The 17,948-nt window shown below is 66.5% G+C and carries 19 protein-coding genes and 1 pseudogene; 11 read left to right on the forward strand and 9 right to left on the reverse strand.

All coding sequences use genetic code 11. From position 1 onward, the window contains the following. Positions 1-59: 59 nt before the first annotated feature. Both AU187_RS07560 and arsB read left to right on the forward strand, forming a co-directional pair. Positions 60-425: an ArsR/SmtB family transcription factor gene (locus AU187_RS07560; protein WP_059166496.1), complete on the forward strand. Its 366-nt coding sequence runs from the start codon at positions 60-62 to the stop codon at positions 423-425. Next, a pseudogene (gene arsB, locus AU187_RS07565) lies at positions 422-1,905 on the forward strand (ACR3 family arsenite efflux transporter). The gene AU187_RS07560 and the pseudogene arsB overlap by 4 nt, the downstream one beginning before the upstream one ends. A 10-nt stretch (positions 1,906-1,915) precedes the next feature. Here arsB and AU187_RS07575 read toward each other — a convergent pair. Beyond that, entirely contained in the window at positions 1,916-2,872 is a 957-nt protein-coding gene (locus AU187_RS07575) for an oxygenase MpaB family protein (protein WP_502687744.1), read from the reverse strand. Between the two features lie 120 nt (positions 2,873-2,992). Here AU187_RS07575 and AU187_RS07580 point away from each other — a divergent pair, with 120 nt between their 5' ends. Continuing rightward, the gene (locus tag AU187_RS07580; RefSeq protein ID WP_059098300.1) at positions 2,993-3,577 is read left to right on the forward strand and encodes a TetR/AcrR family transcriptional regulator; all 585 of its coding nucleotides are present in this window, start codon (positions 2,993-2,995) and stop codon (positions 3,575-3,577) included. A 3-nt stretch (positions 3,578-3,580) separates the two neighbouring features. Here AU187_RS07580 and AU187_RS07585 read toward each other — a convergent pair whose 3' ends face one another. Both AU187_RS07585 and AU187_RS07590 read right to left on the reverse strand, forming a co-directional pair. Then, positions 3,581-4,024 carry a PASTA domain-containing protein gene (locus AU187_RS07585; protein ID WP_059098301.1) on the reverse strand — a complete coding sequence of 148 codons (444 nt, stop codon included), beginning with the start codon at positions 4,022-4,024 and terminating at the stop codon, positions 3,581-3,583. Between the two features lie 86 nt (positions 4,025-4,110). Next, entirely contained in the window at positions 4,111-4,569 is a 459-nt protein-coding gene (locus tag AU187_RS07590; RefSeq protein WP_231740241.1) for a PASTA domain-containing protein, read from the reverse strand. A 232-nt stretch (positions 4,570-4,801) separates the two neighbouring features. Here AU187_RS07590 and AU187_RS07595 point away from each other — a divergent pair, with 232 nt between their 5' ends. The 4 genes from AU187_RS07595 (at position 4,802) to phoU (ending at position 10,031) form a co-directional block, all read left to right on the forward strand. Continuing rightward, on the forward strand, positions 4,802-5,800 hold the full coding sequence (locus AU187_RS07595; RefSeq protein ID WP_059098302.1) for an acyl-ACP desaturase: 999 nt from the start codon (positions 4,802-4,804) through the stop codon (positions 5,798-5,800). An 8-nt stretch (positions 5,801-5,808) separates the two neighbouring features. Further along, positions 5,809-6,969 (forward strand): tRNA dihydrouridine synthase DusB, encoded by a 1,161-nt coding sequence (gene dusB / locus AU187_RS07600; RefSeq protein WP_082691772.1) that lies wholly within the window; start codon positions 5,809-5,811, stop codon positions 6,967-6,969. Between the two features lie 199 nt (positions 6,970-7,168). After that, on the forward strand, positions 7,169-9,268 hold the full coding sequence (locus tag AU187_RS07605) for an LCP family protein (protein ID WP_059166500.1): 2,100 nt from the start codon (positions 7,169-7,171) through the stop codon (positions 9,266-9,268). A 94-nt stretch (positions 9,269-9,362) separates the two neighbouring features. Further along, complete coding sequence (gene phoU / locus AU187_RS07610; RefSeq protein ID WP_059098304.1) at positions 9,363-10,031, forward strand: phosphate signaling complex protein PhoU; 669 nt, start codon at positions 9,363-9,365, stop codon at positions 10,029-10,031. A 70-nt stretch (positions 10,032-10,101) separates the two neighbouring features. Here phoU and pstB read toward each other — a convergent pair whose 3' ends face one another. The 6 genes from pstB to AU187_RS07640 all read right to left on the reverse strand — a co-directional run bounded on the left by pstB (position 10,102) and on the right by AU187_RS07640 (position 15,809). Further along, positions 10,102-10,878 (reverse strand): phosphate ABC transporter ATP-binding protein PstB, encoded by a 777-nt coding sequence (pstB, locus tag AU187_RS07615; protein WP_059098305.1) that lies wholly within the window; start codon positions 10,876-10,878, stop codon positions 10,102-10,104. Between the two features lie 9 nt (positions 10,879-10,887). Then, on the reverse strand, positions 10,888-11,802 hold the full coding sequence (pstA, locus tag AU187_RS07620) for a phosphate ABC transporter permease PstA (RefSeq protein WP_059098306.1): 915 nt from the start codon (positions 11,800-11,802) through the stop codon (positions 10,888-10,890). Continuing rightward, the gene (gene pstC, locus AU187_RS07625; protein WP_059098307.1) at positions 11,799-12,842 is read right to left on the reverse strand and encodes a phosphate ABC transporter permease subunit PstC; all 1,044 of its coding nucleotides are present in this window, start codon (positions 12,840-12,842) and stop codon (positions 11,799-11,801) included. The genes pstA and pstC overlap by 4 nt, the downstream gene beginning before the upstream one ends. A gap of 48 nt (positions 12,843-12,890) precedes the next feature. Continuing rightward, positions 12,891-14,009: a phosphate ABC transporter substrate-binding protein PstS gene (gene pstS, locus AU187_RS07630; protein WP_059166501.1), complete on the reverse strand. Its 1,119-nt coding sequence runs from the start codon at positions 14,007-14,009 to the stop codon at positions 12,891-12,893. Positions 14,010-14,139: 130 nt separating this feature from the next. Beyond that, positions 14,140-15,033 (reverse strand): mycothiol synthase, encoded by an 894-nt coding sequence (gene mshD / locus AU187_RS07635; protein ID WP_059166502.1) that lies wholly within the window; start codon positions 15,031-15,033, stop codon positions 14,140-14,142. Beyond that, a complete protein-coding gene (locus AU187_RS07640) occupies positions 15,030-15,809 on the reverse strand; it encodes a winged helix-turn-helix transcriptional regulator (RefSeq protein WP_059098310.1) in 780 nt (259 codons plus the stop codon). The genes mshD and AU187_RS07640 overlap by 4 nt, the downstream gene beginning before the upstream one ends. A gap of 178 nt (positions 15,810-15,987) precedes the next feature. Here AU187_RS07640 and lmeA point away from each other — a divergent pair, with 178 nt between their 5' ends. The 4 genes from lmeA to AU187_RS07655 all read left to right on the forward strand — a co-directional run bounded on the left by lmeA (position 15,988) and on the right by AU187_RS07655 (position 17,938). Beyond that, a complete protein-coding gene (lmeA, locus tag AU187_RS07645) occupies positions 15,988-16,785 on the forward strand; it encodes a mannan chain length control protein LmeA (protein ID WP_059166510.1) in 798 nt (265 codons plus the stop codon). Between the two features lie 28 nt (positions 16,786-16,813). Next, positions 16,814-17,236, forward strand: a complete 423-nt coding sequence (locus AU187_RS07650; protein WP_059098311.1) for a thioredoxin family protein — start codon at positions 16,814-16,816, stop codon at positions 17,234-17,236. 29 nt (positions 17,237-17,265) lie between these two features. Next, positions 17,266-17,358, forward strand: coding sequence for an Ms5788A family Cys-rich leader peptide (locus AU187_RS26125; RefSeq protein ID WP_353612127.1), 93 nt, complete (start codon positions 17,266-17,268; stop codon positions 17,356-17,358). A 103-nt stretch (positions 17,359-17,461) separates the two neighbouring features. Continuing rightward, the gene (locus AU187_RS07655) at positions 17,462-17,938 is read left to right on the forward strand and encodes a DUF4395 domain-containing protein (protein WP_059166503.1); all 477 of its coding nucleotides are present in this window, start codon (positions 17,462-17,464) and stop codon (positions 17,936-17,938) included. The last annotated feature ends 10 nt before the right edge of the window (positions 17,939-17,948 follow it).

Here is a 17,948-nt window from a genome sequence, read left to right on the forward strand (position 1 = left end):
GGTCGGCGCGGGTACTCAGTTCGTTTGCACATGGATTCGATGGATGTCAATATCGATGGATGTCTAAACCGGCGGTGCCCGGCTGCGAATATGCACCCGTGGTCCGGGAACCGTTGTCGGTCGTCGCTGCCGCCGACGTCGCGATGAAACTCAAAGCCCTGTCCGACCCGGTACGACTTCGGCTACTCAGCTTGATCGCCAGTCACGCCGGTGGAGAGGCATGTGTATGCGACATCTCCCGCGATTTCGACGTCACGCAACCGACGATCTCCCACCACCTCAAGGTGCTCAAGGAGGCCGGATTGCTGACTTCCGAGCGCCGAGCGTCGTGGGTCTACTACTCGGTGGTTCCTGAGGCGCTGCGGAACGTCTCGTCGGTGCTGAGCGTCGCCGACAGCGACGCAACCGTCGGAACGCCAGAGTGAGCGGTCCCCTCGTTCGCGAGACGCACGTCGCGGAGAGGCTCTCGCCACTGGACCGTCTCCTGCCAGTCTGGATCGGCATTGCGATGGTCGCGGGTTTACTCATCGGCCGGCTCACACCCGGTGTGAACAGGGTGCTCAATCATGTTCAGGTAGACGGTATCTCGGTGCCGATCGCGCTCGGACTGCTCGTCATGATGTACCCGGCGCTGGCGAAGGTCCGTTACGACAGGCTCGACACCGTAACGGCCGACCGCAAGCTGCTCATCAGCTCTCTGGTGCTCAACTGGCTCCTCGGTCCCGCGCTGATGTTCGCGTTGGCTTGGCTGTTGTTGCCGGATCTGCCCGAGTACCGCACCGGCCTGATCATCGTCGGCCTGGCGCGCTGTATCGCGATGGTGATCATCTGGAATGACCTCGCATGTGGAGACCGGGAGGCCGCCGCCGTCCTGGTGGCGCTCAACTCGGTCTTCCAAGTCCTCATGTTCGCGGTTCTCGGTTGGTTCTACCTTTCCGTGCTGCCCGGCTGGCTGGGGCTCGAGCAGACGACAATCGACACGTCGCCCTGGCAGATCGCGAAGTCGGTGCTGATCTTCTTGGGCGTCCCGCTCCTGGCGGGTTATCTGTCGCGTCGCTTGGGCGAGCGGGCCAAGGGACGCGACTGGTATGAGTCGAGAGTCCTGCCCCGAATCGGTCCTTGGGCGCTCTACGGACTGCTGTTCACGATCGTCGTCCTGTTCGCGTTGCAGGGAGATCAGATCATCAGCCGCCCCTTGGATGTCGTTCGTATCGCCCTGCCGCTGCTCGCCTATTTCGCGATCATGTGGGCGGGCGGCTACGGGCTCGGCTTGATGCTCGGTATGGGATATGAGCGCACCACGACGCTGGCGTTCACCGCCGCGGGCAACAACTTCGAACTCGCCATCGCCGTGGCCATTGCCACATACGGCGCGACTTCCGGACAGGCTCTCGCCGGCGTCGTCGGGCCGCTGATCGAGGTGCCCGTACTCGTCGGGCTCGTCTACGTCTCCCTGTTTCTACGCCGACGGTTCGCAGAGATCACACCAGTGGCGATCCGATGACCACCGTGCTGTTCTTGTGCACTCACAACGCGGGCCGCTCGCAAATGGCAATGGGTTTCGCTGAACTCCTTGGCGGCGAACGTGTCTCGGTATTCTCCGGCGGATCCGAGCCGGCTGATCAGGTGAATCCCTCAGCAGTCGCTGCGATGGCCGAGAAGGGCATCGACATCGCGTCCGCACAGCCGAAGCAGTGGACCGACGACATGGTTCGAGAGGCGGACGTCGTTGTCACCATGGGCTGCGGTGACACCTGCCCGCTGCTTCCCGGGAAGCGTTACGAGAACTGGGAATTGCCCGATCCGGCTGGCCGATCCGTCCACGACGTCCGCCCGATCCGAGACGAGATCGAGCAGCGCGTCCGAATGCTGTTACACGAACTCGGTTTTCCACCAGCTGCCTGACGGCAGCGGATCAGACCTGCGGGCAGTAGAACTGCGGCTGACCGCGATACTCGACCGGCGGCAGGTTACGCGCCGGAGTCTGCGCCAGTGGGGCGTCCGCGGGGATGCGGCCGGTCGCGCGATCAAAGGCAGAGCGCTTCCGCGGATGCATCAGCATGCGCTTGGGCAGCACCTTGCTTGCGAAAGTGACTACGTCACAAAACCTCCGGTGCAGCCACTCCTGGCGGGGCGACCACGTATAGCCCATCAGCTTGCGCACGGGCGGATCGTACAGGGCCACGGTCATGAACGTCAGGAAGTGCTGCATGACCTTCAGGTTCAGCCGCCACAGCGGATCCGGAATCCATTCCAGCGACGGATGTTTGGGCATGGTCGATAGATCCATCACCTCGCGCGCCGCCCAGTTGTTCTCCAAGACGTTGTGGCACATGTGATCCCAGTACTCCTGGAATTCCTCCCAGGTCTTCGGCACCGGGCGCATGCTCATCCCGTACATCCGATACCAGGTGATGTGCTCGTCGAACAGTTGACGTTTCTGGTCCTCGGTCAGCCCGCCGCCGAACTTCTCGGCCGCCAGCAGTGTCGACTTGAAGAACGTCGCGTGCGCCCAGTAGAAGACGTCGGGGTTGAGTGCGCTGTATCGCCGCCCTTGCTCGTCGACTCCCTTGATCCCGAGGTGGTAGTCGCGCACCTCTGCGCCGGTCATGGGCGCCCGGTCACCGTCGAAGACAACGCCGCCGATCGGATAGATCGACCGCAGGAGCCGAGGAATCCGCTCCATGAAGAAGATCGAATGCTCCTGCACCGCCGCACCCAACTGCGGATGCATGTTCTGCATCGAGCCCGCCCAGGTGCCCTGAAACAGTCCCGTCCACTGACCGAAGTACCTCCACGTCAGCGAGTCAGGACCCAGCGGAAGTGGCGGCGCGTCGTAGCCGCCAGACGTCACCGGGCAGCCGGCCGCCATCGGGGACACGCTGGTCACCGGGCACGTCTCAGACGTATCTTGAGTCACTGATGTACTTCCGTCCGGGTCCATCGCAGATTTTTGACTACGGGCGTTGTCATCGCCGAGCTTAGGAGGGATGTGCCTTCGGGTCAACGACGGGGCCGATGGTCCGGCGTGCCGCTGCAAGACCGTCAGGTGTTGCGCCGCGACGAACTCATCGCCGCGGGCGTCGAACTTCTCGGCAGCGCGCACGGCCCTTCCCTCACTGTCCGCGCCGTGTGCCGGGCCGCCGGCCTGACCGAGCGCTACTTCTACGAGAGCTTCACCGACCGCGATGAGTTCGTCCGTGCGGTCTACGACGACGTGTGCGCGCGCGCGATGTCGACCTTGATGACGGCCGAGACCCCGCGCGACGCCGTCGAGCGGTTCGTGGAACTGATGGTCGACGATCCGACCCGCGGGAGGGTGCTGCTGCTCGCGCCGGCCAGTGAACCGGTGCTGACCCGATCGGGCGCCGAGTGGATGCCCAGCTTCATCGAACTGCTGCAGCGAAAGCTCACCCGCATCACCGATCCCGCGCTGGCGGCCATGGTCGCCACCGGGTTGATCGGGGCGCTGACCGCGCTGTTCACCGCGTATCTCAACGGCAGGCTCGCCGTCACGCGGGAGCAGTTCATCGACCACTGCGTCGCGATGTTGCTCGGCCGCGTGTCGAGTTACTGAACGCTACTCGTCGGGCGTGACGGGGTTCTCGAGTTCCTGTTCTTCCTGCTTTGCGGCTTCCTCTTCGGCCTCCGACTTCGCCTGTCGACCAGCAGGACTGCCGACCGAGGCACCCGGGTGGGTGGCCGTGGCGTATTCGCCGGCACAGTTCAGCGCGACGGAAATCTCATCGCTGTCGGGCTCGGCGATACGCAGGAACGAGGAGTCCCAGGCATGCGTCACGATGCATTCGCCCTCATCGAGCTTGTCACCGACCTTGGTGGCGATCACCGGCGTCCCGCCGCTGTCCTCGATCTGCTGCTGCGCATCGGAATATTTCATCCCGACCACATCGGGCGCGGCGGCGGCGATACCCGCCCCGCACAGGGCAGCCGATGCCGCGGCTGCACTCGTCGCTGACAGGAACGCGATCGAGATGACCTTTTTCACGATGCCGCCAACCTGCATGTCCGGGCGATAACCGCCATGTGCATAGCTGGTGGAAGTCTATTGCGTGCGGGTGTATGCCGCCACCGCTGCGAAGTGGCAAAAGGTCAGGTGTTCGGCGTCTCCGCCCGGGCCAACTCCTGCTCTTCCAGCCTGGCCGCTTCCCGCGCGGCCTTGGCCGCCTGGCGTTGCTGCTCGGCCTTGGCGTCGCGGCCGACCGGGCTCATCGCCGAGTTGCCCGGCGCGCCGGGAGCCGCCACGGCCGCGTTGCAGTTCAGCGCCACCATCACATCGGAGTTGGCGACCGGGCGCCCACGCGAGTTCGGCCGCCGGACCGCCGCGTCCCACGCGTTCGTCACCAAGCACTCGGCTTCGTCGGCGCCGCTTCCCACCCGCGTCGCGATCACGGCGTTTCCGCCTGCCCGCTGGATGATCTTCTGTGCGTCGCTGTAAGTCCGGTCGACGACGTCGGGGACGGCCGTCGCCTCGCCCGCTCCGACGAGCGCAACACCTGAGGCTGCCGCCGCGGCGAGCGCAGCGGCCAGTAGGTTCCGCGGCTTGAGCAACGCCCGCCCTCCAAGACTCGTGACGCTTCGGCCCGGGCGTCGATGTTGCCCGGCGGGATACTACAACGCACAGATGCGACTGGTGGTGCATACGTGACACCCCTGACGGAACTTGAATGTCACCGGGGTTCACAGATATATTGAGTGCAACCAACAGGTACAGATAACTGGAGGGGCTTCCCGCACGCGAGGAGGACGAACGACCCATGCACGCGAGAAGGACTGAGGACCGATGCACGAGAACCTGACTGACCTGCACCTGCTGCATGAGCTCGAGCCCGTGGTTGAGAAGAACCTCAACCGGCACCTGTCGATGCGCAAGGACTGGAACCCCCACGACTACATCCCGTGGTCGGACGGAAAGAACTATTACGCGCTCGGCGGCCAGGATTGGGACCCCGAGCAGGCCCAGCTATCAGAGGTCGCCCAGGTCGCGATGATCCAGAACCTGCTGACCGAGGACAACCTGCCGTCGTACCACCGCGAGATCGCGATGAACTTCGGCATGGACGGCGCCTGGGGGCAGTGGGTGAATCGCTGGACGGCCGAGGAGAACCGCCACGGCATCGCGCTGCGCGACTACCTCGTCGTCACCCGCGCGGTCGACCCTGTGCAGCTGGAACAGTTGCGCGTCGAGCAGGTCACCCGCGGCTTCTCCCCCGGCCAGAACCAGCAGGGCGACCTCTTCGCCGAAAGCCTCTTCGATTCGGTCATCTACGTCACGTTCCAGGAACTGGCGACCCGTGTCTCGCACCGCAACACCGGCAAGGCGTGCAACGAGTCCGTCGCCGACCAGCTGCTGGCCCGGGTCTCGGCCGACGAGAACCTGCACATGATCTTTTATCGCGACGTCAGCGAGGCCGGCTTCGAGATCGCCCCGGACCAGGCGATGCATTCGCTGCACCGGGTGCTGCGCAACTTCAAGATGCCCGGCTACACCGTTCCGGAGTTCCGCCGCAAGGCCGTCATCATCGCGGTGGGCGGTGTCTACGACCCGCGCATCCACCTCGATGACGTGGTGATGCCGGTGTTGAAGAAGTGGCGCATCTTCGAACGCGAGGACTTCACGGGTGAGGCCGCTCGGATGCGCGACGACCTCGGTGTGCTCGTCGAGGAGCTGGAGGACGCCTCGCAGAAGTTCGAGGAGTCCAAGCAGCGCCGCCTCGAGCGCGAGGCGCGCAAAGCCGAGAAGCTGTCCGCGAAGAAGGTCCTGGCCGCCAGCTCGACGTGACCGGCGTCATGACGGTCCTGGCCGAAACGCGCGAACTGCAGATCGGCCCGCTTCGACTCCGCAGCCCCGTCGTACTGGCCCCGATGGCCGGTGTGACCAACGTGGCGTTCCGCACGCTGTGCCGCGAACTCGAGTTGGCCAGGGCGGGCACGGTCAGCGGCCTGTATGTGTGCGAGATGGTCACTGCGCGGGCCCTCGTCGAACGGCATCCCGCGACCATGCACATGGTGACGTTCGCATCCGATGAGAGCCCGCGGTCACTGCAGCTGTACTCGGTCGATCCGCAGAACACCTACGCCGCGGCGAAGATGATCGCCGACGAGGGGCTGGCCGACCACATCGACATGAACTTCGGCTGCCCGGTGCCCAAGGTCACCCGGCGCGGGGGCGGCGCGGCGCTGCCGTTCAAGCGCAAGCTGTTCGGGCAGATTGTGGGGGCTGCGGTTGCCGCGACGGAAAACACCGACATACCCGTGACGGTGAAGTTCCGCATCGGCATCGACGACGCCCACCGCACTCACCTGGATGCGGGCCGGATCGCCGCCGAGGAGGGCGCCGCGGCGGTCGCCTTGCATGCCCGCACGGCGGCCCAGCGCTACTCCGGCACGGCGGACTGGGAGCAGATCGCGGCGCTCAAGCAACACGTCACCGACGTGCCCGTGCTGGGCAACGGCGACATCTTCGAGGCCGCGGACGCGCTGGCGATGATGTCGGCGACCGGGTGCGACGGCGTGGTGATCGGTCGTGGCTGCCTCGGCAGGCCGTGGCTGTTCGCCGAGTTGTCGGCGGCCTTCACCGGACGCCCGGCGCCCACGCCCCCGACGCTCGGGGAGGTGGCGTCGATCATCCTGCGGCACGGCGAGTTGCTGTCCGCACATTTCGGCGAGGACAAGGGCATGCGCGACATTCGCAAGCACATCGCCTGGTATCTGCACGGCTTCCCCGCCGGCGCCGAGCTGCGGCGGTCATTGGCGCTGGTCAAATCCCTCGCCGAGCTCGAGGCGCTGCTCGGCAGGCTCGACGCCGCCGTGCCGTTTCCCGAAGCGGCGACCGGACCGCGCGGGCGCCAGGGTTCCGCGGCCGCGGTCGCTCTGCCGGAGGGTTGGTTGACCGATCCGGACGACTGCACCGTACCCGCCGGCGCCGAGGTCATGCACTCCGGGGGCTGACCCGCGTCCCGGCCGTCTCGCAGTCGTCTCTTTTCCGAGACGACTCCGACATCACATCTCTCAGGATGTCTCAGTACGATATGAGTCTCGTCTGTAATGAGCTCCCGTCGCGGGGCCACCCAGGTGCCGACGCAACGGCGCGCGGCACCGGCGCACACCCCTGTGCTGCACGCGATACGAGTCGGAGGCCGGTAGGAACATGAGTGACGGCGACAACGCCACTCCTGGCCCCGGGGACCCGACCGGCGGGGACAACCAATGGCTCACCCGAAGCCAGCGACCGGCGGCGGGTTCAGCGCCGTGGGAGCGCACCGGCGTTTCCCCCCATCCTGACAGGTCAGAGCCGTTCGCAGCCGACGCCGACGACCCGGACGATGGTGCGCCCACCGGCAACCACACCGACGGCGTCACCGTCGCCGACCTGATCGCCAAGCTGTCGGGCGACACCGCGGTCCCCCCGGAGTTGCGCCGTCGGCGCCGCGAACCCGAACCACCGACCCCCACCGAACGCCCTGAACCTCCCGCCCCGCCCTCGCCGCCCACCGAGATCATCGACGCGGTGCCCGGACCGGACGCGCCAACCGAAGCCGGGGCCGACGACAACGACACCGAGATCCTGCCGGTGCTGCACGACCACCCGGACCTGCCCGATCTGGCCCTGGTGCGCCGCCCGAGCAGGGTGCCCCCGGCGCACTCGGTCACGCGCCGCACGCGCTCGGAACCGCGCCGCCGTCGCCGCAGGGCGGTCATCGCCGGGCGCGCGGTCGCAGCCGTGATCGCCGTGCTCGCGCTCGCGCTGACCGGCGGGGCATGGCAGTGGCAGTCCGCCAAGAACAACATGCTCAACCGGATCTCCGCGCTCGACCCGGACTCCCGCGACATCCTCGACCCGAACGCGCAGTTCGGTGACGAGAACTTCCTGATCGTCGGCGTCGACAGCCGGATCGGCGAGAACAGCGACATGGGCGCGGGCACCACCGAGGACGCCGCCGGCGCGCGGTCGGACACCGTGATGCTGGTGAACATCCCGGCGAACCGGGAACGCGTTGTGGCTGTGTCGTTTCCGCGTGACCTCGCCATCGAACCGATGAAATGCGAGCCGTGGGATCCCAAGACCCGCACGTACGGACCCATCACCGACCCGGATTCGCCGATGTACGGGGCCGAGGAGGTCTACACGGAGTACAAGCTCAACTCGGCGTACGCCGTCGGTGGCCCCAAGTGTCTGGTGAAGGTCATCCAGAAGATGTCGGGCCTGTCGATAAACCGTTTCATGGCAGTCGATTTCGCGGGCTTCTCCAAGATGGTCGACGCGCTCGGCGGCGTTGAAGTGTGTAGCACCACACCGCTCGAGGACTACGAACTCGGCACGGTGTTGCCGAAGGCCGGCCGCCAGATCGTCGACGGGCACACGGCGCTGCAGTACGTTCGCGCCCGCCAGGTGACCACCGAAACCAACGGCGACTACGGGCGAATCAAACGTCAGCAGCTGTTCTTGTCCTCGCTGATGCGCGAGATGATTTCCAAGGAAGTGTTCTTCTCACTGTCCAAGCTCAACAACGTCGTCAACATGTTCATCAACGACAGCTACGTCGACAACATGGACACCAAGGACCTGGTCCGGCTCGGCCAGTCGATTCAGGGCATCGCGGCGGGCCGGATCACGTTCCTGACCGTCCCGACGACCGGCTACATGGACGAGTACGGCAACGAGCATCTGCGCGAGGAAGACACTCGCGCGATCTTCGACGCGATCATCAACGACGATCCGCTGCCCGAGGAGAAGAACGCCGACAACACCCCGGTGCCGGGCACACCCGAGTCGATGAGCGCCCAGCCCGAGTCGGCGGCACCGACGCACGATTCGGCACCGTCGAGCGAACTGGTCGACGCGGTCACCACGAATCCGGCCGACATCACGGTTCAGGTCTCGAACTCCACCGGCGAGACCGGCCTCGCCGCGACCGCGGCCAGCGAATTGCAGACCCACGGTTTCAACGTCACCACCCCCGACGACTACCCGGATCCCCTGGACTCGACGACGGTGTTCTTCTCGCCGGGCAATGAGGAGGCGGCCGCGACGGTGGCCTCCTCCTTCGCCAGCCCGATGATCGAGCGGGTCTCGGGCATGGGCGACACCGTGCGCGTGGTGCTCGGCTCCGACTTCTACACGGTGAACGCGCCGTCGCCGAGCGGGTCGCCGGTCCAGGTGCAGGTCGTGCGCGGGATCCATAGCACTCCGACGCAGCTCCCCGAGGATCTCGCGGTCACCAACGCCGCCGACACGACTTGCGAGTAGCGGTCCTCATCACCGCGTTTGGGCGGTCGGCGTTCACCGGTCGTTCACCGCTCGCCTCATGCCGTTCGGGCAGCAAAGCCCGTAGGCTGGAGCCATGCGTACCGCGTACCACGAGCAGTTGGATGCCCTGACCAGTCAGCTAGGCGAGATGTGCGGACTGGCCGGCGCAGCGATGGAGCGCGCGACTCAGGCCCTGTTGCAGGCCGATCTGGTGCTGGCCGAACAGGTCATCACCGACCACGAACAGATCGCCGCGATGAGCGCGCGCGCCGAGGAGGCGGCGTTTGTGCTGCTCGCTCTGCAGGCGCCGGTCGCCGGGGACCTCCGCGCGATCGTGGGCTCAATCCAGATCGTCGCTGATGTGGATCGCATGGGCGCGCTCGCACTGCACGTTGCCAAGATCGCTCGTCGCCGCCATCCCCAGCACGCCCTGCCCGAAGAGGTGAACGGTTACTTCGCCGAAATGGGGCGTCTCGCAGTCGAACTCGGTAACAGTGCCCAGGAGGTGCTGGTCACCCGCGACCCGGAGAAGGCGGCCCGGATCGGCGAAGAAGACGATGCGATGGACGACCTGCACCGCCATCTGTTCACCGTGTTGATGGATCGCGAGTGGAAGCACGGGGTGGCCGCAGCGGTCGACGTGACCCTGCTGGGCCGCTTCTACGAGCGGTTCGCCGACCACGCCGTCGAGGTCGCCCGGCGGGTGATCTTCCAGGTCACGGGTAAGCATCCGGCGGAAGAGGAGATCCCCGCGCCGCGCTGACCCGCGCTGGTTCGCGCTGACGCGCGCTTACCCGCGCAGTAAGGCCTCGCGCAAAGGCGGGGGCAGACGGTCAGCCGAACCGGCCGGAGATGTAGTCCTCGGTGGCCTTCTGCGTCGGGTTGGAGAAGATCTTCTCGGTGTCGTCGATCTCGATCAGGCGTCCCGGCTTGCCGGTGGCTTCGAGGTTGAAGAACGCCGTCTGATCACTCACCCGAGCGGCCTGCTGCATGTTGTGCGTGACGATGACGATCGTGAACTCCTGCTTGAGCGTGGCAATCAGATCCTCGATCGCCAGCGTGGAGATGGGGTCGAGCGCCGAGCACGGCTCGTCCATCAGCAGCACATCGGGTTGCACGGCGATCGCCCGGGCGATGCACAACCGCTGCTGCTGACCGCCGGACAACCCACCGCCGGGCTTGTCCAGCCGGTCCTTGACCTCGTTCCACAGATTGGCGCCCCGCAGCGACCGCTCGGCCACCTCATCGAGCGTCTTCTTGTTGCGGACGCCTTGCAGCTTGAGCCCGGCGACGACGTTGTCGCGAATCGACATGGTGGGGAACGGGTTCGGGCGCTGGAACACCATGCCGATCGTCTTGCGCACGCCGACCGGGTCCACGCCGGCGGCATAGATGTCTTCGCCGTCGAGCAGCACCGACCCCTCGACCCGCGCACCCGGGATCACCTCGTGCATGCGGTTCAACGTCCGCAGCACGGTCGACTTGCCGCAGCCCGACGGACCGATGAACGCCGTCACGTTCCGGGGCGGAACCGCCAGCGAGACATCGGCGACGGCGTGAAATGAGCCGTAGAAGATGTTGACGTCCTTGAGGTCCAAACGCTTGGCCATCGAAAGCTCCTAAACCTTCTTGGGGGCAAAGATCTTCGCGAGGAAACGGGCCCCGATGTTGAGTATCGCGATCAGCAGGATCAAGGTCAGGGCAGCGCCCCACAACCGGTCGGTGGGAACAGGATTGGCGCCGGCGCCCGCCGATGTCTGGTCGTACATCATGCCGGGCAGCGAGCCCATGAAGCCGTCGAACATGTCGAAGTTCATCGCCTGCGCATAGCCGACCAGAACCAGCAACGGCGCGGTCTCGCCCATGACGCGCGCCAGCGCCAGCATGACCCCTGTGACGATGCCCGACAACGCAGTCGGAATCACAATGCGCGCAATGGTCTTCCACTTCGGCACGCCGAGCGCGTAACTGGCTTCCCGCAGATCCATCGGAACGATGCGCAGCATCTCCTCGGTGGCGCGCACGATGACCGGAATCATCAACAACACCAGCGAGAGTGACACCGCGAATCCCGACCGCGGAAATCCCAGCGTCGCCACCCACAACGCGTAGATGAACAGCGCGGCGACGATCGACGGAACACCGGTGAGGATGTCGACCATGAAGGTGGTCACCTTGGCGAATCTCGTTCCGCCGCCGTACTCGACGAGATAGATCCCGACGAACACGCCGATCGGGATCGAGATGATCGCGCACACCAAACCCTGCAACAGCGTGCCCACTATCGCGTGGTACACGCCGCCGCCGGCCGCGAAAGCCGTCATGCCCGCCTGCGAATTGGTGAACCAGACCGGTGATGTCAGCGCCGTGAAGCCCTTGACGATCACCGAGTACAGCACCCACAGCAGCGGCACCAGAGCGATCAGCACCGACAGCGTGACCAGAACCGTCGCGACGTTGTTGGTCAGCTTGCGCCGAAGCCCGACTCCCTGGAATGTCGTCGCCTTGACCGGGCGGTCCAGCGTCGAGGTCATTTCGCTGCCTTCCCGGCGACCGCGGCGCGCGCCAGCGAGTTCACCACGAACGTCAGGATGAACAGAACGAGACCGGCCGCGATGTAGGCGCCCGCCTTGTACTGATCGTTGAATTCGCTTGCCGTGGCGGCGATCAGGCTGGCAAAGGTGTATCCGCCGTCGAACAGCGACCACCCGAACGCTTCCTGCGTGCCACGCAGGATGATCAGCAGCGCAATCGTCTCACCGAGCGCACGGCCGAGGCCGAGCATGGCGCCGCTGATGTAGCCCGACATGCCGAAGGGCAGCACGGTGGTCCGCACCACCTCCCAACGGGTCGCGCCCAGCGCCAGCGCCGCCTCGATCTGACCGCGCGGTGTCTGAACGAACACTTCCCTCGTCACCGCGGTGATTATCGGCAGGATCATCACCGCCAACACGATTCCGGCGGTGAAGATGGTGCCGCCGCCGGCCACCGACGCGGTTCCGGTCTTGAAGAGAAACAGCCAACCGAGATTTTCGTTGAGCCACAACGCGATCGGTTCCAGAACGGGCGCAAGGACGTAAAGCCCCCAGACACCGTAGATGATCGACGGTACCGCAGCGAGCAGGTCGACCATGTACCCGAGCGGGCCGCCCACCCGCCGCGGCGCGTACTGGGTCAAAAAGATCGCGATGCCCAGCGCCACAGGCATGGCGAGCACCAGTGCGAACACCGACACGAACACCGTCACCTGCAGCAGGTCGAGAATGCCGAAGTGCATCGCCGACGTGTCGGTGGTGATCCAATTGCCGCCGTAGAGGAAGAAGTTCTCCTCATTGCGTGCCAGCGCCGGAATCGCCCGCCACAGCAGGAATCCGCCGATCGCCGCGATCAGCGCGACGATGAACGCGCCGGAACCCTCCGCCAATCCGCGGAAGATGCGGTCGCCGACACGCTCTTTGGCGTTCCTCGACGGGCTGGTGGAGATCGGGGTCGGCTCGGGAAAGGGTGAAGCAAGCGCTTCACCCGATCCCGCGTCGGCCGGATTGGGGATTGTCACTTCGAGCCTATCGGTCATCGGTCCCAGGACCCATCCTCACCGTATCCGTGCCGGCGCGCCACGAAACTAGGCAATAGCTTCGATGGACGTCAGCAGGCGCTCCTTGAAGCGGTCCGGAAGCGGCACGTAACCCGCAGGCGAAAGATTCTGCTGACCCTCGTTCGCGGCGACCGTCAGGAACGACTTGACCGCCGCCGAGGTCTCCGGGTCGTAGCCCTTCGAGCAGACGATCTCGTAGGTGGCCAGCACCAGCGGATAGGCGCCAGGCTCCTTGGTTCCGTACAGCGAGTTCAGGTCCAGCGTCAGGTCATTGCCTTCGGCGGCGAACTTGGCGGCGTCGATCGCCTTCTTGGCCGATTCGTCGGTCAACGCGACAGCCCCTGCGCCGCTGTCGATTTGAGCGAACGGCGCACCTGCCTGTTCGGCGAAACCCTTCTCCACGTAACCGATCGCACCGCCTGTGGCCTGGACGGCCTGCACGACCCCCGCGGACTTCTGGGCGCCTTCGCCGGCACCGCCCTGGAACTCGCTGCCCTCGCCCTTGGTCCAGCTCTGCGGGGCCGCGGTGGCCAGGTACTTCTGGAAGTTGTCGGTGGTGCCCGACGAGTCCGAGCGGTAGATCGGGGTGATCGCGGTGTCCGGCAGGTTGGTGCCCGCGTTCAGCGCCGCGATCGCGGGGTCGTTCCACCTGGTGATCTGACCCTGGAAGATCTTGGCGAGCAGGTCGGCGTTGAGCACCAGCGTGTCGACGCCCTCGAGGTTGTAGGCCAGTGCGACGGGGCCGAACACCAGCGGGAGGTTCCACGCCGGATTGCCGCCGCAGCGCTCGGCGGCCTGCTTGACCTGGTCACCCTTGAGCGCCGAATCCGACCCGGCGAAGTCGACCTGATTGGCGATGAACTGCTCGCGACCCGCGCCCGAACCCGTGGGGTTGTACGACAGGTTCTTGCCCTCGCACAGCTGGCCCCAGACCTTGTTGAACTCGGCGATCGCGTTCTGCTGAGCTGTCGAGCCCTCGGCGGTGACGGAATCCTTGCCACCGCACTCCGCGGCCGACGCTGCCCCGTTGCCGCCCGTCGCGGTCGTGGCGGCGTTGTTGTCGCTGCCGCACGCGGACAGGGTCAACGCGGCGATCGCGGTCACCGACAGCGTGGTTCCGAGTGTCTTGCCAAGGTTGAGCTTCACTTATCCCACTTTCGACTTTGGACGGTTGGCTTCAAACTCCCTGGCAACGTATGCGGCGCCGGTGGACAGCTCCAGGATGGAAGGTGAACGGCGGGTGAACACGTTCAGTTAGTTCGTCGTGGTTTCCCAGCTAGCGCGGGGAACGCGCGGCGTATGCGGTGTCCACCGCGAAGATCTCGAAGCCCAGCTTCCGGTAGATCTTCACGGCCGCCGAGTTATCTGCCTCGACGTAAAGCATGACCGTGGGATGCGAGCTTTGCGACAGCCGCCCGGCAAGGTGGTGCAGACCGGTCAGGGTCAGCGCAGCGCCCAGGCCGCGGCCCTGCGCCGCCGGGTTCACGCCGACCACGTAAACCTCTCCGAGGTCGGCGTTGTGAACCTTGGTCCAGTGGAAGCCGAGCATCTCGCCGGTGTCCTCGTCGACGGCGAGGAACAGCCCGTCGGGGTCGAACCATGGTTCGCCTCGGCGCTCGGCGATCTCGGCCTCGGTCCAGCCCCCCTGCTCGGGATGCCAGGCGAACGCGGCGTTGTTGACGCGCAGCAGTGCGGCATCGTCGGCGGGACCGGAGTAAGTGGTGATGCGGATGCCGTCGGGCGCCGGCGTCGGCGGCAGGTCGGTCAGCGGGCGTCGCATCTGCAGCAGCTCGCGCACGACAACCAGCCCCAGCGACGCCGCGGTGGCGCGCGCCGGCTCGAGGTTGCCGTGGGCCCACACCCGGGCGCCGCCGCCGCCCTCCGCCAGGCCGGCGCGCACCAGAGCCGATCCGATTCCGCGGCGCCTGGTCCGGGGGTGCACAACCAGTTCCGCCATCGCGGACGCCTCACCGGCTGACAGATTCAGATAGCCGACGACGTCGTGGCCGTCGCGGGCCACCAGGTGTCGGGTCCGGTCGTGCGGCAGTTCGCGGAGCACCTGCTCCCCGACCGGGGCGACGCCGTCGGCGGCCGTGGCGGCTGCGATCAAGTCCCGGATGCGACGCTGTTCATCGTCGGAAAGACCAGTGCGCCAGAGGAATTCCGTCACGGACTTCGCAGCGGGTCAGCAAGCGCTTCGGGGATCGTGGCGGGCGCCTCGTAGTCGCCGCCGTCGATGTCGTCGGACACCTCGGCGCCTTGGGCGGGCGGGCGGCCGCGTGCCGGGCGAACCGCTTTGTAGCCGACGTTGCGCACGGTGCCGATCAGCGACTCGTACTCCGGGCCGAGTTTGGCGCGCAACCGTCGCACGTGCACGTCCACCGTGCGGGTGCCGCCGAAGAAGTCGTAGCCCCACACCTCCTGCAGCAGTTGTGCGCGCGTGAACACCCGGCCCGCGTGCTGGGCCAGATACTTGAGCAGCTCGAATTCCTTGTAGGTGAGGTCGAGCGGTCGGCCGCGAAGACGCGCGGTGTAAGTGCCCTCGTCGATCACCAACTCGCCGAGGCTGATCTTGCCGACGTTCTCCTGATTGGCCATGCCGCCCCGACGGCCGACGAGCAGCCGCAGCCGCGCGTCGATCTCGGCGGGGCCGGTGCCCGGCAGCAGGATCTCGTCGAGACCCCATTCGACGCTGACGGCCACCAGGCCGCCCTCGCTGACGACGGCCACGACCGGCACCGAGGTTCCGGTCGTGCCCAGCAGCCGGCACAACCCGCGGGCAGCGGCCAGGTCGGTGCGCGCGTCGACGATCGCGACGTCCGCGCTGCCGGCCTCCAGCAGCGACGACACCTCGGTCGGCGCTGTCCGCACTGTGTGAGGAAGCAGTGACAACGACGGCAGCACCGACTCGGGGTGTGGGTCGACGGTCAGTAGCAGTAGATCCAACTGGCCCTCCAGCAGCCACAGGGACCTCGCCTGGACAACTTTGTCGGTCGGTGACTTCCCAGATTCATGCTCGACATCCGGCCGTTACCCGGCCAATGGTGCTTTAACGATAGCGCGCAACCTGCCGGTCAGCTGCGTCGAACGCACCGACGCGGCGAAGGTGGGCCAGAATGTCCGGGTGCGCAAGCTGCTGCTCGGGGTGGTCGCGACGGTGCTGGCCGTCGCCGTCTGTGCCGTCGGGGCGGACTTCGGGGCGGCGATCTACGCCGAATACCGGCTGGCCAGAAGCGTGCGCAGCGCCGCGGAGCTACAGCACGACCCGTCGGTGGCGATCCTCGGGTTCCCATTCGCCACCCAGGCGATGGATCACCATTACGACGAGGTCGAGATCCGGGCCAATGGCGTCGATCACCCCGTGGTGGGCAAGGCCTCGCTGGAGGCCACGCTGCACGACATCGACCTTCCCGACGACTCCTGGCTGATCGGACCCGACGCCGTGTTGCCGGTCGGCAAGGCCGAGAGCCGCATCATCATCGACTCGACGCATCTGGGCCGCTTCATGGACATCCCCGACCTGCTGGTCGAGGCGCCGACGGGCGAGAGCAACGACGCCACCGGAGGCACCACGGAATCGGGTATCTCGAGTAACCGGGGCGTGGTGTTCACCGGGACACCCGAGAAGGCGGACTTTCACAGCAAGGTCAGCATCGCCGTGGACCTCGACGTCGCGGGGCCGGACCAGACGACGCTGGTGATGACCGCCACCGGCGTGCTGACCGGGCCGGGCACCGCCGACCAGGAGGTGCCCGACGACAAGAAGGACGCGGTGCTGGCGGCGTTCACCGCGACCCTGCCCGGCCAGAAGCTGCCGTTCGGGCTGGCACCCACCGCGCAGGGCGCGCGGGGCTCCGACATCATCATCGAGGGCATCGCCGAGGGAGTAACCGTCGCCCTCGACGAGTTCAACATGCGATGAGCGCCTACGCGAAGAGCAGACTGCAGAGATGAGCTCCTCTTGGGTGTTGGCGATCACCGTGCTCGTCGCGGCGCTGGGCGTGGCATATGTGATCGGCCGGCTGCTCGCGCTGCGGTCGGGCCTGCTCAAGGCGAGCGAGGCCGCGGCCAACGTCGACACCAGCGACCTGGGCTTGTCATCGACCGGACCGACGGTGCTGCACTTCTCCGCCGAATGGTGCGGTCCCTGCGCGGCGGTGCGCAGGGTGGTCGACGAGGTATGCGCCGAGCTGCCGGCGGTGGCGCACGTCGAGATCGACATGGACGCCAACCCGCAGGCGGCGCGGCGGCTTTCGGTGCTCTCGCTGCCCACCACGATCGTGTTCGACAAGGACGGCAGGCCTCGGTACCGGACCCACGGCGTCCCGAAGGCCGCTGACCTGCGCTCGGCGTTGGAACCGCTGTTGGCTTGATCGCCGAGTCGGTTGGTAAGCTGTCCGGCGTGTCCGCCCGCCTCGAGCCGATGCTCACCAAGCGCCGCGCAGTCGATCTGTGCCGCGTCGCGGGTTCTTGCTGTTGTTGTTGCAGCTGCTGAGTAGCCGCGCCGTTCTTCGCGCCGCACTCGGGAGCGACCTCTGTGGTCAATCCCAGCCCAGCCCATGACAGCCCACAGGAGCACATGAATGTCAGCGACGGATATGTCGACAATCAAGACCCGGACACCCGATCAGGTGGACGTGCGCGGACCGCGGTTCGCCGCGTGGCTCACCACCGGGGTCCTCGTGGCGACGCTGCTGGTGTGGCCGCTCAGCCCGGTCGCAGCGGCTGCGCTCCTGGGCGCCCAGGCGGTGGTGTTCGCCGTCGGCGCGTGGCGCGGGCCGCGAGCGCATCCCTACGGCCTGATCTTCGGCCGCTTCGTCGCCCCGCGGCTCGGACCCGTCACCGAGAAGGAACCCGTCGCGCCGCTCAAGTTCGCCCAACTCGTCGGTTTGGGGTTCGCGGTGGTCGGCGTCGCCGGCTTCGTGACCGCCCATCCGCTGCTGGGCCTCATCGCCACCGGCTTCGCGCTCGTGGCGGCCTTCCTGAACGCGGCCTTCGGCATCTGCCTTGGCTGCCAGCTCTATCCGCTCGTCGCACGCGTTCGAAGGAACGCTGGCACACCGTCACCCGCATAGAACTTCGAAC

The organism is Mycobacterium sp. IS-1556, assembly GCF_001499985.1.
In the GTDB taxonomy this organism is placed as follows: domain Bacteria; phylum Actinomycetota; class Actinomycetes; order Mycobacteriales; family Mycobacteriaceae; genus Mycobacterium.